This window comes from Arthrobacter sp. MSA 4-2, assembly GCF_016405885.1.
In the GTDB taxonomy this organism is placed as follows: Bacteria; Actinomycetota; Actinomycetes; order Actinomycetales; family Micrococcaceae; genus Arthrobacter_D.
In genome coordinates this window covers 77,463-92,799 of the sequence record NZ_JAEKGC010000011.1, presented here as the reverse complement: position 1 = coordinate 92,799, position 15,337 = coordinate 77,463, and the positions used below count along the sequence as shown (strand labels likewise).

Sequence of the window (15,337 nt, the reverse complement as noted above, 5' to 3'; positions counted from 1 at the left end):
TCCTTAGAGGGCGGCGGCGGGGACCGAGCGCAGGAACCGCAGTCCGTCCCGGGCCAGGGCGTCCTGTGACTCCGCAAGCGGGCGCCAGATGGAGGCGGCCGTGGCGATGCTGGCGTTGTCCGCCGTAAAGCTTTCGATGTTCACCGCGCCCCGGTAGCCGATGGCGTCGAGGGCCGTGAAGATGCCGGTCCAGTCGGTCTGGTCACCGCCCGGGGCGCCCCGGTCGTTGCCGCAGACCTGCAGGTGCACCAGGTGCTCCCCGGCGGCGCGGATGGCGTCCGCCGAGGAGCGCTCCTCAATGCCCAGATGGTAGGTGTCCAGGGCCAGGCCCACGCCCCGGCCGAGCAGCGGCCCGAGCGCCTCCAGCGCCTGGGCGGTGGTGTTGAGCAGGGAGGTCTCGTACCGGTTGAGGGGTTCGATTCCCAGCACGACGCCGGCCTCCACGGCCTCCTCGGCCAGCGGGGCCAGGTTCCGGCGCAGCTGGGCGTAGGCGTCCCGCCGCGCCGCCTCATCCATCCGCCAGACACGGCCGGTGGAGGAGTAGAACGGCCCGCACACCGCCCCGGCACCGATGTCCCGGGCCAGGGCGATGCACTCGCGGAGGTAGTCCTGGGTTTCGGCGATCACGGGCTCCCCGGCCGAGACGAGGTCCCGGCCCGGGGCCATCGCCCCGACCACGAAGGGCTGCAGCCCGCCCAGGGCGGCCCGCACCACCTCCGCGGTGAGGTCCCCGGCGTTCTCGAGGGGCAGCTCGACCGCATCGAAGCCCATGGCGGCGATGCGGGCAAGCAGCGGAGGCAGGGTGGCGTCGGTGAGCGGGGATTCCCACACCCAGGTGTTGACGCCGATGCTGCGGTGCATGCTGCCCTGCCTCCTGAACGTGCTGCCGGCCGGTTACGGGATCTGGCGTTCCTGCCACACCTCGGGGTAGCCCGGGAGGTCGGTGCCGCCGAACTTGGCGTAGTGGCCGTCCGGCATGCCCTCGTTCGAGGCAAGGAAGTCGGCCCGTTCCTCTTCGGGGATGGGGGTCTGCGGGAGCACCCACTCCTTGGGCACTTCCTCGCCGGCGAAGATCTTCTCGACGGCCAGCAGCGGGGTGCGCCACTGGAAGTTGGAGTAGACGGGCGCGAGTCCGGTCAGCCCCGTCTCCTCCCACTTGCGCAGGAAGCTCATCTCGTCCTCCCCGGTCATGACCGGGTAGTCCTTGCCGGCGTCCTCGAAGGCTTCGATGGCCGCGACGGCGCCGTCGCCGGCGTCCATCCACACGCCCTGCACGTCGCCGGTCGCCAGCTCATCCGAGATGATCTTCTTGATCTCGGTCGGGTCGGCCCCGGTGAAGTAGTCGGTCGCCTCGATGCCGTTCTCCTCGAAGATCTTCTCCGCCGCCGCCCAGCGCTGCTCGAGCACGTCGACGCCGGGGAGGATCCGCAGGGCCACGACCTTGTCGCCCTCCTCGAGGTTGTCGATAAGGAATTCGGCGGTGTCGATGCCCCAGGCGAAACCGCCGATCGGGTGGATGAAGGTGGTGGCGCAGTCGGTCTCGACGCCGCGGTCGAAGACGATCACGGGCTTCCCGGTCTCACAGGCCCGCTCGACGGCCGGGGTCATGGCGGCGGTGGAGTTGGGCGAGATGATGAACGCGTCGCAGTCGCCCTCCGCGATGAAGTAGTCGATGTCGGCGATCTGGGTGTTGTCGTCGTCCTGCGCGTCCCGGGTCTCCATCTCGGAGATCACCCCCTGCTCCACGAGCACCTCGAGCTGCTGGTTCATGGTGATCCAGCCGGTCTGGCGCCACGGGTTGGAGATCGACGCGTTGGCGAAGCACACCTTCTTGGCGCCCTCGGACGCGAACTCGGAGGTGTCGGTCATCTCCCCCTCGAGGTACTGGAGCCACGGCTGCTCCGGGTCGCCGGTGAAGCTGGCCGAGCGCTGCTCGGACTGCTCATCGAACGCCGCCTGGTCGAACCATTCGTCGCCGCCCTCCTCGGCAGGGGTGGCCGCCGCCTCCCCGCCTTCGGTCTCGGCGGCCGGCGGGTTCTCGATGGATGGATCGGTGGTGCACGCGGTCAGGGCGAGCAACGCTGCCGCTGCGACCGCCGTGACCTTTGATTGGATGCTTCGGCGCATCATTTTCCTCCCTCATTGGTGCCCACTGCGGGCGGCTGTGCAATTGGTGTCTGCTTGTCGTGGGTGGCGCTGGACGCGCCGCGCCGGCGGCGCTCCCAGGTGCGTGCGCCGGCCGCGACGGCGGCGACGATGATGATGCCCTGGACGGTGTCCCGCCAGGTCGATGCGACGCCGGCGAAGTTCAGCAGCGTGAAGAGCATCTCCAGGGCGAAGGCCCCTGCGGCCGCGGAGAGCACCCAGCCGCGGCCGCCGCCCAGGACCACCCCGCCGAGGACGACGGCGGTGATGGCCGTGAACTCGTAGCCGCGCCCTACCGAGGGGTGCACCCCGGCGTAGCCGACCAGGATGATGCCGGCGACCGTGGCGGCGAGCGAGGAGAGGATGAAGGCGCGGGTGCGGATCCACCACACGCGGGCCCCGGTGAGGGCCGCGGCGCGGGCGTTGTCGCCGACGGCGATCAGGGTGCGCCCGTAGGGCCGGCGCATCAGCCAGAAGGCCCCGGCGGCGATGGCCAGGAGGATCAGTACCGGGTAGGGCAGGATCTCGAGCACCGGAATGTTCTCGATGCCCCCGCGGCCGATCTGGCGGAAGGTGTCTGCGGGGTTTCCCGTGGCGGCGCCGCCGGTCCAGTAGAGCACCAGGCCCAGCAGGGCGAGCATCATGCCGAGGGTGACGATGAAGCTTGGGATCTTCAGGAGCGTCGTCACGAGGCCGTTGATCAGGCCGATGAGCGCGCCGAAGACCAGCATCAGGAGCAGCACGGGAAGGACCTTCGCGTCGTCCTGTCCGATGAGGTTCCCGGCGATGATGACCTGGGCCGTCACCACCGATCCCATGGAGAGGTCGAATTCGCCCGAGACGATGACGAAGTACTGTCCGATCGCGGCGATCGCGATCGGTGCGGTGCGGCCGATGAAGCGGATCAGGGAGCCGGGCTCGCCGAAGGAGGGGTTGACGAAGATGACGGCGGCGAGCAGGGCCAGCAGCAGGATGAACACCGCGCCTCCGGGGGTACGCATGCCGCGCAGCAGGCGGTCCTTCCGGGGTGAGCGGTCGCGCCGCAGTTCGGCCTTCCGGTCCGGGGTGAGGGTGCTCATGCGCCGACTTCCTGCCGGGTCGACACGGTTTCCTGCGGGGTGTCGTCGAAGCGGGCGGTCCGGCTGACCACGCGGCGTCCGGCGTAGACCGCGACGGCGGCGACGATGACGATGCCGCGCACCACATCCTTGAGGAAGGGGTTGATCTGCAGAACGCTCATGATGTTGTCGATCATCGCGAAGATCAGGACGCCTCCGAGGGTTCCCACGAGTGATCCTTTTCCACCGGCCAGCAGGGTGCCGCCGAGGACGACGGCGGCGATGGAGAGCAGGTCGTAGCCGCCCTGGCTACCGATGGTGGGGCTGCCCACCCCGAGCCGCGCCGCCAGCAGCAGTCCCGCCATGCCGGCCAGGACGGAGCAGATGATGTGGGCGGCGATGATGGGGGTGCTGGTGCGGATGCCCGACATGCGGGCCACGTTGATGTCGCCCCCTACGGCGTACATCGAGTGCCCGAGCCGGGTGCGGTCGAGCACCAGCAGGACGACGGCGGCGCAGGCGAGCATGATCAGGGTGGAGATGGGCACCGGTCCGAGGCCGGTGGCGCCCACCAGCCGGAAGGACAGCGGGGCCTGCCCGGAGCTGCCCTTGTAATTGGTGGCCAGATATCCGCTGATGATCAGGCCCGTGCCCAGGGTGGCGACGAAGCCGTGGACCTTCAGTCCGGAGACCACGAGCCCGTTGATGAGGCCGATGACCGCAGCCACCGCGAGCGCCACGAGGACGCCGGGGAGGATATTGGCCGGCTGGTTGGCCATGATCCCCGCCGCGAGCAGGCTGCTCAGGCTCACCACGTAGGGCACGGAGAGATCGAGGCTTCCCACGAGGATCACCAGGGTCTGGCCGATGGCGATGAAGCCGAGGACGCTGGTGCCCGTGAGGATCGAGGAGATGTTGCCGGCGCTGAAGAAGCTGCGCCCGGCGGCGGCCACGAGGATGGTGCCGGCGATGACGGTCAGCAGCACCACGAGGTAGACGATGTGGGTCGAGGTGAGCCGGGAGGTGATTTTCATGGAAGTGCCGTTTCGTTCCGGGCCCCGGTGGCCAGCTGGAGGACCTGTTCTTCGCTTGCGCCCACCGGCAGCCCACCGGCGATCCTGCCGTCGCGCATCACCACGATGCGGCTGCTCATGCCCAGCAGTTCGGGCAGTTCGCTGGAGACCATGAGCAGCGCCCGGCCCTCGGCGGCGAGGGCCCGCATGAGGTTGTAGACGGCGAGCTTGGCCCCGACGTCGATGCCGCGGGTCGGTTCGTCGAGGAGGACCACCAGCGGGTCGATGGCCAGCCACTTGGCCAGCACCACCTTCTGCTGGTTGCCGCCCGAGAGGTACTGCACCTCCTGGTCCAGGTCCCGCGCGACGACCTCAAGGGAGGACAGGATGCCGGGCGTCGCCGCGCGCGCCTCGGGGGTGCGCCGCGGAAAGACCGACCGGATGACGCCCAGGGCGTTGTTGAGGATTGACTGGTTCAGGCTCAGCCCCTGCGCCTTGCGGTCCTCGGTGATCAGGGCGATGCGCCGCCGAATGGCCTCGCGCGGGGAGGTGGCCGTGAAGGGCCGGCCGTCCAGCTCCACGCGGCCGCGGGTGAAGGGTGCTGCCCCGAAGATCGCCTCGACCAGCTCGGTGCGCCCCGAGCCCTGCAGTCCGGCCACCCCGACGATCTCCCCGGCCCGCAGGTCGAGGTCGATGGCATCGAGCTGGTGGTTGCCGCCTCCCTCGATGGTCAGCAGGGTCCGTCCTGCGGTGGTGCCCGGGTGTTCCTCCGGGTAGTAGGCCGAGATGGGACGGCCGACCATCATGCGCACGAGGGAGGCGTCGTTCAGTTCGGCGGCCGGCTGGGTACCGACGATCCGCCCGTCCTTGAGCACCGTGATGGTGTCGCAGAGATCGAAAATCTCCTTGAGCCGGTGGGAGACATAGAGGATGGCCGTTCCGCGTTCCTTCAGGCGGCGCACGATGGCGTAGAGGAGTTCGACCTCCGCGCCGGCGAGGGCTGCGGTGGGTTCGTCCATGGAGATGATGCGGGCGTCGTAGCTGACGGCCTTGGCGATCTCGACGATCTGCTGCTGGGCCACCGACAGGGAGCTGACCGCCGCGGTGGGCCGGATGTTGCCGATGCCGAGCTGGTCGAGCAGTTCGGCCGTCCTGAGGTTCATCGCCTTCGTGTCGACGAGGAGGCCCCGGCGCGGCTCCCGGCCCAGGTAGATGTTCTCCGCCACGGTGCGGTCGGGAAGCAGGTTGAACTCCTGGAACACCGTGGACAGGCCCGCGAGGTGGGCCTGGGTGGGGTGGTGGAACTCCACCGGCTCCCCGTCGATCTCGATGGTTCCGGCGTCGCGCTGGTAGACCCCGGCCAGCAGTTTCATCAGCGTCGACTTGCCGGCCCCGTTCTCGCCGACGAGACCGTGGACTTCCCCGGCGCGCAGCTCGAGGCCCACCTCCTGGAGCACCGGCACCCCGAAGAAGGCCTTGGCGAGGCCGGTCACGCGGAGCACCGGCGGTTGGACGTTCCCATTCATGAACACACTGTGACAGAGCTCACAACTTCTGTCGATACTCGTTCAAAAGTCGCGTACTACTTGCTCGTTACCTGCTGAAGTGACGATCGAAAGTGCGCGTGCTTTACTGAACGCGTGTCATCTTTTCCAGCGCTTCCATGGACGGGAGCCCGCCCGTCAACGGTTCCCGCACCGGGGGCGAGCGAAGTGTTCCAGCTCCTCCGGGACGGGCAGCCGCGCACCCGGGCCGAACTGGCACAGCTGACCGGCCTCGCCCGCTCCACCGTCGCCTCGCGCGTTGACACCCTCATTCGGCTCGGCCTCGTCGCCCCGTACGGAGGTGCTGCCTCCACCGGGGGCCGTCCGCCGTCGTTATTTGCCCTGAACCCCGGGGCGCGCGTGGTGATCGGCGCTGACCTCGGTGCCACCCACGCCCGGGTGATCCTCAGCGACCTCTCCGGCACCGAGCTCGAGAGCGACTCGGCGGAGCTCCCGATCACCGACGGGCCGGAGCGCGTCCTGGGCTGGCTCACTGAGACCATCGGGGCCCTCCTCACGCGCGCCGGCCGCAGCGTCGCCGAGCTCGCCGCCATCGGCATCGGGCTCCCGGGGCCGGTCGAGCACGAGACGGGCCGGCCCATGAACCCGCCGATCATGCCCGGATGGGACCGCATCGATGTCCCCGCCCTCGTACAGCGGAGCTATTCCGTTCCGGTGCTCGTGGACAACGACGTGAACATCATGGCCCTGGGGGAGCAGCGGTTCCACTGGCCCGACATCACCGAGTTCATGTTCATCAAGGTGGCCACCGGGATCGGGGCCGGCATTATTTCAAGCGGCTCCCTTCAGCGTGGAGCCCAGGGCACCGCCGGGGACCTCGGCCACGTCCGGGTGCCCCGCGGCGGGGAGGTCTGGTGCCGCTGCGGCAATACCGGCTGTCTCGAGGCACTGGCCGGCTGGCCCGCGCTCGCCGCGGCCCTCACCGCCGAGACCGGGCTGACGCTCTCCTCCAGCGCGGACGTCATCCGGCTGGTCCGGTCCGGGGACAGCACCGCCATCCAGGTGATCCGGCAGGCCGGCCGGGACATCGGGGACGTCCTGGCGACCTGCGTGAACCTGACCAACCCCTCGGTCATCGTCATCGGCGGCAGCCTCGCGCAGGCAGGGGAGCACCTGCTGGCCGGAATCCGGGAGGTGGTGTACCGGAGGTCCCTGCCGCTGGCCACCGAACACCTGCGGGTGGTGCCCTCCATCGCCGGTCAGCGCGCCGGTGTGCTCGGTGCCGCGGTCATGGCGATCGCCCACGTCCTCTCGCCGGAGGCCATCGAGGCGGCCAGCGCCGCCCTCACCTGAGCCGTTCCGCGGGGGAAAGGGGTGCCGTTATCGGCCCCGGTTTGGTGCAATTGAACTGTCGATGGGGAATCGTGTGATGGGGGATTGGAGCGGGAGGAAGAGCATATGCATCAGCCCAGGGTCCTTGCCCTCATCCTGGCCGGAGGCGCCGGCGGCCGGCTGGGTGTCCTGACGGACCACCGGGCCAAGCCGGTGCTTCCCGTCGGCGGCACCTACCGGATGATCGACATTCCCCTGTCGAACCTCTATCACAGCGGCTATGCCGACGTGTGGATCGTCGAGCAGTACCAGCCCAAATCGATCAACGACCACCTGGCCAGCGGCCGGCCCTGGGACCTCGACCGGACCAACGGGGGCCTGCGCGTGCTGCCGCCCTTCCAGGGCAACGACGGCGAGGGATTCGCCGAAGGCAACGCCGATGGGATCCACAGGCAGGCGGACTTCATCCGCGAATACGGCCCGGACCTCGTGCTGGTCCTCAGCGCCGATCACCTCTACCAGCTGGACTACCGGGAGGTGGTGCAGACCCACCTCGACTCCGGGGCGGTGCTGACCATGGTCACCACCCGCTTCGACGGGGACGCCTCCCAGCACGGCGTGGTCGAAGCGGAGAACGGACTGGTCACCGGGTTCCAGTACAAACCGGACCAGCCCGCGACGGACCTCGTCGCAGCCGAGATCTTCCTCTATGACGCCTCGACGCTCCTCGACACCCTGGCGATGCTGCAGGAGACGGAGGGGGAGTTGAAGGACTACGGCCACCAGCTGGTTCCCCACCTGGTGAAGAACGCCAAGGTTGCCGAGCATCGCCTCGAGGGCTACTGGCGGGACCTCGGGCGGCCCGAGAACTACCACCGCGCCCATATGGACCTTCTCGAAGGCACGGGCCTTGACTTCGATGACCCGAAGTGGCCCATGCTCACCGGGGCTCCGCGCAGGATGCCGGCCTTCGTGGCCGCGGGCGCACGCATCGAGAATTCGCTGCTGTCCCCCGGATCCACGGTGCGCGGCCACGTCTCCGGCAGCGTCATCGGCCCGGACACCGTGGTGGAATCCGGCGCCGTGGTCCGGGATTCGGTGCTGCTTGAGGGTGTCAGGGTTGCCGCGGGAGCGGAGGTCACACGGGCCATCGTCGACGCCGGTGCCTCCATTGAGGCGGACCGCAAGATCGACGGCGCCGACGGCGTCATCACCGTCGATGGGGCGGGGCAGGAACACTCCTGATTCCCTCCGGATCCCCGCGGCCCATGGGTCCGGCGGCGTCCGGGCGGGGCCCGCTGGTGGCCGGGGCGACGGCGAGCACCACCAGGGCCGCGGCGATGGTTGCCAGTCCGGCCCAGCCGGCCGCCGTCAGGTGTTCGCCGACGACGAGGACCGCGAGGAGCGCCGCGACGGCCGGCTCGCTGAGGGTGAGCGTGGTGGCGGTGCTCGGGCGCACCCGGGTGAGGCCGTAGCCGAATAACAGGTACCCCAGGAACATCGGCACCAGCGCCATATATGCCGCGACGGCGATCGACTGCCCGGTGGCGAGCAGCGGCGCGCCCGTAAGGAGCAGGACCGGCAGCAGGAGGGCCCCGCCGGCGCCGAACACCGCACCCATGGAGGCGGCCCGTTCCACGCCGGAGGCCATCAGGCGGTGCACCACCCAGGAATAGGTGGCATAGGTCGCGCCGGCAACCAGGCCGAGCACTATGCTTCCGGCCAGCGGGAGGACGGCGGCCGGGGAGCCTTCCAGCCTGGACAGGCAGAGCAGGACGCTTCCCGCAACGCCCAGCGCCGCGGCAAGCATCCACCAGCGGCTGAGGGAGCGGCCCTCAAGGAACCGTTCGAGCACGCCCGAGGCCAGCGGCGCCGAGGCGAGTGACACCACCGTGCCGATCGCCACCCCGCCCAGGTGCATCGAGCTGTAGAAGGCCAGCGGGTAGACGGCGACGGACAACGCGCCGGCTGCGACCAGGCGCGCATGGCGGCGCAGGCCGGGGCGGGCCCGGCGCAGTGCCGGGACGGCGATCACCGCCTGCAGGAGCCCGCCGATGCCCAGGGCGGCGGCCCCGATCGCCAGGGGCCCCACGTCGGGGGCGAAGGTCGCGGCCGTGCCGGTGGTGCCCCAGAGGAAGGAGGTCACGAGGATCGCGGCAACCCCCAGCGGCAGCCCGCGGCTCATCGGCCCATCACCCGGCCGGCGGCCCTGGCAGGGGCTTCGGGTCGTCCAACGTCCACCGGCAGCTCCGCATCCCGGGGGAGGGAGCCCGGTAGGTCAGTTTATCCTCCGGCGTCGATCTTCCGGGCGGTCAGCACCAGGTACTCCCACTCCATCAGCGGCGGCGACCCCTGGCCGGCGGTGCTGGAGGTGCGGGCCAGTTCGATCAGGGCCTTGTCGAGGGCGTCGACCTTCTCCTGGTCATCGGCGATGAACTTGTACACCGAGATCGTCGGTCCGTAGAAGTCCTTGAAGTAGTGGAGGAATTCCTCCGGCCCGGCGAACTTGTCGATGACCACCGTCTGGGTCAGCGCGCGGAGATCGGTGACCTGCGCTCCGAGGAGTTCCTGGACGTGGTCCTCGCTGCCCCACAGGGGCGGCGGCTGGGCGCCGGGCGGGGGCGGGGGAGCGAACGGCTTCATGGTGGCGAACATCTTCCCGATGAACCCGCCGGGGGTCCAGCTCAGCAGGCCGATGGTGCCGCCGGGCCGGCACACCCTGACCAGTTCGTCGGCGGCCGCCTGGTGGTGCGGGGCGAACATCACCCCCACGCAGGACATCACCACGTCGAACTCATTGTCCGAAAAGGGCAGGGCCTCCGCGTCGGCCTCCCGCCATTCAAGGGTGGCGCCCCGGGCCGCGGCGTGGTCGCGGCCGGCGTTGAACAGTTCGGGGGTGAGGTCGCTGGCGATCACCTCCGCCCCCATCATGGCCGCCGGGATGGCTGCGTTGCCCGCACCGGCTGCCACATCAAGGACCCGCTGCCCGGGCCGGATTCCGCACGCTTCGACGAGGACCGCTCCAAGCTCGGAGATCAGGTCGCTGGCCAGGGTCGGATAGTCGCCCTGGGCCCACATGGCGCGGTGCTTCTGCTTCAGCGCCCGGTCCGCGTCGGACGCATTCTGTACCTCATTCATGACGATGCCTTCTGCTCTTCAGGTGGACGTGACAGCGCGCTGTCGAGGCAGTGGAGGCTGATATGCGAGCCATTGTGCGCGCGGCGGGCGGAGTTGTAAAGGTTTCCGCCCGCCTTCCCCGGGTTCCGGGCTCAGCGCCCGACGGCGACCCGCGCGTCCGCTTCCTTCGCGGGGAAGGCCGGAGGATGGACCCCGGCCATTTCCTCCATCACCCGCACCACCTGGCAGCTGTAGCCGAACTCGTTGTCGTACCAGACGTACAGCACCAGGAAGGTGTCGTTGGCGATGGTCGCCAGGCCGTCGACGATTCCGGCGCGCCGCGAGCCGACGAAGTCTGTTGAGACAACCTCCGGCGAGTCGATGTAGTCGATCTGCTTGCGCAGGTCCGACTGCAGCGACATCTCCCGCAGGTAGGCGTTCACCTCCTCCTTCGTCGTGCCGGTGCGCAGGGTGAGGTTCAGGATCGCGATGGAGACATCCGGGGTGGGGACGCGGATGGAACTGCCGGTCAGCTTCCCTTCGAGTTCGGGCAGCGCCTTGGCGACGGCCTTCGCCGCACCGGTCTCCGTGAGCACCATGTTCAGGGCTGCAGACCGTCCCCGCCGGTCCCCGCGGTGGAAGTTGTCGATGAGGTTCTGGTCGTTGGTGAAGGAGTGGACTGTCTCTACGTGCCCGTGCACCACCCCGAACCGGTCGTTGACGGCTTTCAGGACGGGCGTGATGGCGTTCGTGGTGCACGATGCGGCGGTGATGATGGTGTCGTCGCCGCTGATGGTGCCGTGGTTGATGCCGTGCACGATGTTCTTCAGCCCGCCCTTGCCCGGCGCGGTCAGCAGGACCTTCGCCGCACCCTTGCTGCGCAGGTGCTGGGACAGCCCCTCGGCGTCGCGCCAGCGGCCGGTGTTGTCCACGACGAGCGCGTCGTGGATTCCGTACCGGGTGTAGTCGATCGTTGAGGGATCGTTCGAGTAGATCACCTGGATGGGAATCCCGTTCGCGGTGATGATCTCCGCCTCCTCGTCCACCTGGATGGTGCCTTCGAAGGAGCCGTGGACCGAGTCGCGGCGCAGCAGGCTCGCCCGCTTGATGAGGTCGTTGTCGGAGCCCCGGCGAACGACGACGGCGCGCAGCCGCAGGCCATGGCCGCCGCCGGCCTTTTCGATGAGCAGGCGGGCCAGGAGGCGGCCGATCCGGCCGAAACCATAGAGGACGACGTCGGTGCTCGTCCGCTCGTCACGGCCGCCCTTGCCCACGACGTCGGCGAGTTCGCCACGGAGGAAGTCCTCAAGTGAGCGGCTCCCACCCTCAAGGTCGTACTTCAGGCGCAACCTTGCGATGTCGATCGCCGCGGCGCCGAGATCGAGGCGCGAGAGGATCTCGAGCATTGGCAGGGTGTCCTCGAGGCGGAGTTCCTCCGTGCTGATCCGCCGCGCGAACCGGTGCGCCTTGAGGATGTTCATGGTCGACTTATTGATGAGGCTGCGGCCGTGGATGCTGGTGACCACATTGTTGGTGCGGTACAGGCGGCCGATCAGCGGGATCATCGCTTCGGCGAGCGCCTCGCGGTCCATCCAGGTCCCGCGGCTCGTGGTCGGATCGTGGTGCGTCAACTGTGTCCCTCACTGCGCCGGGAGCACCGGCGCGTACTCATCCAGCCGGATGGGACGCAGGGATAGCGCCAGGCATCGTCGACTGGTCGTTTGACTCATTACACCGCTTCCGGTGCGTGCCAGCCAACTTCAAACACGGCCCTTGCATGCCGCCGTCGATTCGGGGCGCCCGCCCCGGGGGTGCAGGCCGTCCGCGGCGGGGGCGCGCGGCGCAGTATTTGCGCAATTTTCACCCACCGGGGCTGCCGGGGGATTTCGCGCCCTTAGGCTCATCGGATGGGCTCCTGGGGGACGGAAATTTTCGACAACGACGACGCTTTGGACGTTCGGCGCGAGTTCGAGGACCATCTTGCGAAAGGGGCCACTCTGGAGGAGGCCACCGCCTGGATCCGCAGCGACTTCGGCGTTGACGAGGCCTTCGCGCTCTCCCGCGGCGCGGACGACAACGATGTGTGGCTCAGCCTCGCCGCCGTCCACCACGAGAGGGGGCATTCGTCGCAGCCGGTTGCCGCCCGGGCCCTTGGCATTGTCGAATCCCGCGAGGAACTGGAACGGTGGCTCAAGGAGGACCGTCCGGCGCGCGCGGCAGCGCTCGCCGAGTTCGGGCGGACCCTGCAGGATGCGAACCCGGGCGTACAGTCCCAGCGGACACCGCCCTTCTGGTCACGCCTTGCACGCCTGCGGCGTATGCCGTGGTGGGCCCGTGTGCTGGTGGCGGCTCTGATCGCGCTCGGGCTTTTCCTGGTCCTGATGGCATGGGGGTACTCGGCCACCGATGCCGCAGTGTGGCCCGTAATCGCGTGGGTTGTTTACACGGGAAGGACGATCTGGCACCAATTCTTGGTGTGGCTCGGCTTCCGTAGAGAAGGTTGACACGGGCAACCGGTAACGGTTGACTCAGGACACCACATCCGCTCCTTGGGGAGGAACACCATGACGTCATCCAGGAAATTCGCCGCCCTCTCGCTGGCCGTCCTGCTCACCACCGGGGCAACGGCCGCAGCCCCGGCCTTCGCCGTGGGCGAGGGTCCGAACTACGGCGGGCACGAGACCATCAACACCTCGATCCTGCGCTCCTACGACGAGGTCGTCGCGGAGCTGGAGAACCAGGATGCCCGCCAGTCCGCGCTTGAACTGGAGGTGATCGGGCAGTCGGTCAAGGGCCGGGACCTGTACCTGGCGAAGTACATCAGCAATCCGGACAACCCCACCATCCTCTACCTGACGCAGCAGCACGGCAACGAGCAGCTCACCACCGAGGGTGCCCTCGAATTCATCAAGCACCTGGGGACCGGAAAGTCCCGCGGCGTGCTTGATGGCGTGAACATCCTGGTGGTGCCCATGCTGAATCCCGACGGTGCGATGGGGGACGTCAACTTCCCGCTGGACGGCTACATCGCCGACGGCGGAAGGACGCTGACGCGGGCCAACGCCAACGGGGTCGACCTCAACCGCGACCACGTGAACAAGCTCCAGCCCGAGACCCAGGCCCTCCACAACAACGTCATGCGGGCCTACGACATCGACTACATGATCGACCTTCACCATCAGGGGACCCAGAGCGAACGTGACGGGCGGCTGGTTTCGGGCTCGATCCTCTACCCGACCACCGCCAATGTCGAGCCTGCTGTCCTCGAGGGCTCCAAGCGGCTCGGATCGGTGGTGTTCGGTGCCGTCGACTCCACCGGGTGGGGACACCTGGGCCGGTACGTCGGCGGCACGGCGGAGACGATCAGCCGCAATGGGATCGCCGTGGAGTACGGCATCTCGACCCTGCTCTTCGAAATGCGCGGCATGTCGGACAACACCGCCGAGTCCGCGGTGCTGGGCCAGAAGAGCAACGGCTACCTGATCCGGCAGACCGTTCTCACCCTCGACGCGACGGCCCGCGCCATCGCCGACGGGTCGATCAACTTCGCCGACACGTCCTTCTGGGACACCCTCGCGGAGCAGACCACCCGCCCGACGGAGTAGCCGCCGCCGGCGGGCACGGCCCCTCCGTGCCCGCCGGCACCCGCGACGCCCAGTGTCCGCCGGGGTGCCGGCGGCCGTTCGAACCGGCGCCCGCAGCAGGCGTCAGAGGGTCGCCGCCGCGAACCGCTTCCCGTCCGAGTTCTCGATCATGACGGCCCGGACCTGCGAAGGATCGAAGATCGCGCTTCCGTTGATCGTTGCCCCTTCGGCCGCGCCCTTCTCGGAAATGACCCAGCTTCCGGCGATCTCCCGGTTCCCGTCGATGCCCTCCACGATAAGCCGGCACCGTTCCCCCGCGGGGATGCCGGTCACGGCCGCGTTGACCTTCACGAACCCGGCCGCCGGCTGGACGCTCACCGTGAGCCGGGCGCCGGTGGCCGCGTCGACGGTGCTCGCATACCGGGTTCCCGGCACCTCGGTCGCCGGAGCGGTGGCCGCCGGCGGGGCGGGCGGAACGGGGGTGGACGCCTGCGGGGCGTTCATCGTGTAACCCACCGTCCCGCTGACTCCCGCGACAAACGCCACCAGCGCCGCGGCTGCCGCGAAGGTAGCCACCCGCCGCCGTCCCGCGCGTGCCTGAGGTGTCCCGAGGGTCCGGCGCTGCCGAAGGGTGCGCTGCAGCAGCAGATCCGCGTCTGGCGGTGGTCCTTCAAGCAGGGCCTCCGGGGGGAGGGACCGCAGGGAGCCTTCGAGCGCCCGCAGGGAGTCGAGCTCATCCCGGCAGGCCTGGCACGCCGCAAGATGGTCCCGCGCGTGCCTCTCCTCCTCGCCGGTCAGCTCGTCCATCCACACTGCCTGGACATCGAGGTGGGCATCAAACATGTTCATGGGCTACTCCTTCCATGTTGAGCCCCAGATCATTGAAGCGCTCCCGCAGAGTACGCAGGGCATAGTACGTTCGGGATTTCACGGTGCCCGGCGGAATGCCGAGCCGCTCCGCCGTCTCTCCAACCGTCCGCCCCTCAAGGTAGACGCATCTCAGCACATCACGGTGGTCGGAGGATAACTGTTCCAGCGCATCCATTGTCACCATGGTGGTCACGACCGACGCCGAATGGTCGGGCTCCAGCGGCACCGTCATTTCGTTCTCCGCAACCTCGAGCGGCCGGGCATTACGCGCCCGAATCCGGTCGGTGATGATGTTCCGGACCACGGTGAGGAGCCATCCGCGCACAGACCCTTTGCCGTTGCCGAGGGTTTCCTCGTGTTTCCACGCCCGGATCAGTGTTTCCTGCACAACATCCTCGGCCGCCGCCCGGTCGCCGGTGAGGCGGGTGGCGTACGCGAGCATCGCGTTGCCGTGCTCCTGGAAGAGGGTGCGGATGAATTCGTCCCCGGGATCCACCTGGGCCCGCCGTCGTAGGATCATTCGCCCTGTCCCTTCATCGGGATCGACCGGCAGGAGGAATGCCTCCATGCCCGGCCCCTACCCACTACGGGAGCAGCGTTCTGTGGCGCAGACGCGTGCATGTCACTCCTCAGCTTCTTTTCAGCGGTACAAGGGGGAACACGTGCCCCGGGCCGAACCGGTTCAATGGACGGCCGGCGGATTGTGAAATACC

At 68.8% G+C, this 15,337-nt stretch carries 14 protein-coding genes; 4 read left to right on the top strand and 10 right to left on the bottom strand.

The window, feature by feature from the left end:
* Positions 1-3: 3 nt before the first annotated feature.
* Genes I6N91_RS13185 through I6N91_RS13165 form a run of 5 tightly spaced genes read right to left on the bottom strand, consistent with a single transcriptional unit; the run spans position 4 to position 5,742 of the window.
* Positions 4-861, bottom strand: a complete 858-nt coding sequence (locus I6N91_RS13185) for a sugar phosphate isomerase/epimerase (protein WP_198813324.1) — start codon at positions 859-861, stop codon at positions 4-6.
* A gap of 33 nt (positions 862-894) precedes the next feature.
* Entirely contained in the window at positions 895-2,127 is a 1,233-nt protein-coding gene (locus I6N91_RS13180) for a substrate-binding domain-containing protein (RefSeq protein WP_120166248.1), read from the bottom strand.
* Positions 2,127-3,224, bottom strand: a complete 1,098-nt coding sequence (locus I6N91_RS13175; RefSeq protein WP_198813322.1) for an ABC transporter permease — start codon at positions 3,222-3,224, stop codon at positions 2,127-2,129. The genes I6N91_RS13180 and I6N91_RS13175 overlap by 1 nt, the downstream gene beginning before the upstream one ends.
* Positions 3,221-4,237: an ABC transporter permease gene (locus I6N91_RS13170; protein WP_198813320.1), complete on the bottom strand. Its 1,017-nt coding sequence runs from the start codon at positions 4,235-4,237 to the stop codon at positions 3,221-3,223. Before I6N91_RS13170 ends, I6N91_RS13175 begins: the two co-directional genes overlap by 4 nt.
* On the bottom strand, positions 4,234-5,742 hold the full coding sequence (locus tag I6N91_RS13165; protein ID WP_198813317.1) for a sugar ABC transporter ATP-binding protein: 1,509 nt from the start codon (positions 5,740-5,742) through the stop codon (positions 4,234-4,236). The genes I6N91_RS13170 and I6N91_RS13165 overlap by 4 nt, the downstream gene beginning before the upstream one ends.
* A gap of 114 nt (positions 5,743-5,856) precedes the next feature.
* Here I6N91_RS13165 and I6N91_RS13160 point away from each other — a divergent pair, with 114 nt between their 5' ends.
* Together I6N91_RS13160 and I6N91_RS13155 are read left to right on the top strand one after the other, a co-directional pair.
* Positions 5,857-7,074: an ROK family transcriptional regulator gene (locus I6N91_RS13160; RefSeq protein ID WP_198813314.1), complete on the top strand. Its 1,218-nt coding sequence runs from the start codon at positions 5,857-5,859 to the stop codon at positions 7,072-7,074.
* Positions 7,075-7,179: 105 nt separating this feature from the next.
* Positions 7,180-8,298 carry a glucose-1-phosphate adenylyltransferase family protein gene (locus I6N91_RS13155; protein ID WP_198813311.1) on the top strand — a complete coding sequence of 373 codons (1,119 nt, stop codon included), beginning with the start codon at positions 7,180-7,182 and terminating at the stop codon, positions 8,296-8,298.
* Here I6N91_RS13155 and I6N91_RS13150 read toward each other — a convergent pair.
* The 3 genes from I6N91_RS13150 to I6N91_RS13140 form a co-directional block, all read right to left on the bottom strand.
* A complete protein-coding gene (locus I6N91_RS13150) occupies positions 8,264-9,238 on the bottom strand; it encodes a DMT family transporter (RefSeq protein WP_198813307.1) in 975 nt (324 codons plus the stop codon). The genes I6N91_RS13155 and I6N91_RS13150 overlap by 35 nt on opposite strands.
* 98 nt (positions 9,239-9,336) lie before the next feature.
* Positions 9,337-10,191 carry a class I SAM-dependent methyltransferase gene (locus I6N91_RS13145; RefSeq protein WP_198813304.1) on the bottom strand — a complete coding sequence of 285 codons (855 nt, stop codon included), beginning with the start codon at positions 10,189-10,191 and terminating at the stop codon, positions 9,337-9,339.
* Between the two features lie 131 nt (positions 10,192-10,322).
* Positions 10,323-11,801, bottom strand: coding sequence for a glyceraldehyde-3-phosphate dehydrogenase (locus I6N91_RS13140; RefSeq protein ID WP_269823087.1), 1,479 nt, complete (start codon positions 11,799-11,801; stop codon positions 10,323-10,325).
* Positions 11,802-12,077: 276 nt separating this feature from the next.
* Here I6N91_RS13140 and I6N91_RS13135 point away from each other — a divergent pair, with 276 nt between their 5' ends.
* Together I6N91_RS13135 and I6N91_RS13130 are read left to right on the top strand one after the other, a co-directional pair.
* Positions 12,078-12,674, top strand: a complete 597-nt coding sequence (locus I6N91_RS13135; RefSeq protein WP_198813302.1) for a hypothetical protein — start codon at positions 12,078-12,080, stop codon at positions 12,672-12,674.
* 60 nt (positions 12,675-12,734) lie between these two features.
* Positions 12,735-13,775, top strand: a complete 1,041-nt coding sequence (locus I6N91_RS13130) for a M14 family zinc carboxypeptidase (protein ID WP_198813300.1) — start codon at positions 12,735-12,737, stop codon at positions 13,773-13,775.
* Between the two features lie 102 nt (positions 13,776-13,877).
* Here the strand turns inward: I6N91_RS13130 and I6N91_RS13125 are convergent, their stop codons facing one another.
* Together I6N91_RS13125 and I6N91_RS13120 are read right to left on the bottom strand one after the other, a co-directional pair.
* Positions 13,878-14,603 (bottom strand): hypothetical protein, encoded by a 726-nt coding sequence (locus tag I6N91_RS13125; RefSeq protein ID WP_198813298.1) that lies wholly within the window; start codon positions 14,601-14,603, stop codon positions 13,878-13,880.
* A complete protein-coding gene (locus I6N91_RS13120; protein WP_198813296.1) occupies positions 14,590-15,144 on the bottom strand; it encodes a sigma-70 family RNA polymerase sigma factor in 555 nt (184 codons plus the stop codon). Before I6N91_RS13120 ends, I6N91_RS13125 begins: the two co-directional genes overlap by 14 nt.
* Between the last annotated feature and the right edge of the window lie 193 nt (positions 15,145-15,337).

Bases quoted from the DNA above. Each gene is read 5' to 3' on its own strand.
- I6N91_RS13185 (WP_198813324.1), bottom strand. From the start codon at position 861: ATGCACCGCAGCATCGGCGTCAACACCTGGGTGTGGGAATCCCCGCTC.
- I6N91_RS13180 (WP_120166248.1), bottom strand. From the start codon at position 2,127: ATGCGCCGAAGCATCCAATCAAAGGTCACGGCGGTCGCAGCGGCAGCG.
- I6N91_RS13175 (WP_198813322.1), bottom strand. From the start codon at position 3,224: ATGAGCACCCTCACCCCGGACCGGAAGGCCGAACTGCGGCGCGACCGC.
- I6N91_RS13170 (WP_198813320.1), bottom strand. From the start codon at position 4,237: ATGAAAATCACCTCCCGGCTCACCTCGACCCACATCGTCTACCTCGTG.
- I6N91_RS13165 (WP_198813317.1), bottom strand. From the start codon at position 5,742: ATGAATGGGAACGTCCAACCGCCGGTGCTCCGCGTGACCGGCCTCGCC.
- I6N91_RS13155 (WP_198813311.1), top strand. From the start codon at position 7,180: ATGCATCAGCCCAGGGTCCTTGCCCTCATCCTGGCCGGAGGCGCCGGC.
- I6N91_RS13150 (WP_198813307.1), bottom strand. From the start codon at position 9,238: ATGAGCCGCGGGCTGCCGCTGGGGGTTGCCGCGATCCTCGTGACCTCC.
- I6N91_RS13145 (WP_198813304.1), bottom strand. From the start codon at position 10,191: ATGAATGAGGTACAGAATGCGTCCGACGCGGACCGGGCGCTGAAGCAG.
- I6N91_RS13135 (WP_198813302.1), top strand. From the start codon at position 12,078: ATGGGCTCCTGGGGGACGGAAATTTTCGACAACGACGACGCTTTGGAC.
- I6N91_RS13130 (WP_198813300.1), top strand. From the start codon at position 12,735: ATGACGTCATCCAGGAAATTCGCCGCCCTCTCGCTGGCCGTCCTGCTC.
- I6N91_RS13125 (WP_198813298.1), bottom strand. From the start codon at position 14,603: ATGAACATGTTTGATGCCCACCTCGATGTCCAGGCAGTGTGGATGGAC.
- I6N91_RS13120 (WP_198813296.1), bottom strand. From the start codon at position 15,144: ATGATCCTACGACGGCGGGCCCAGGTGGATCCCGGGGACGAATTCATC.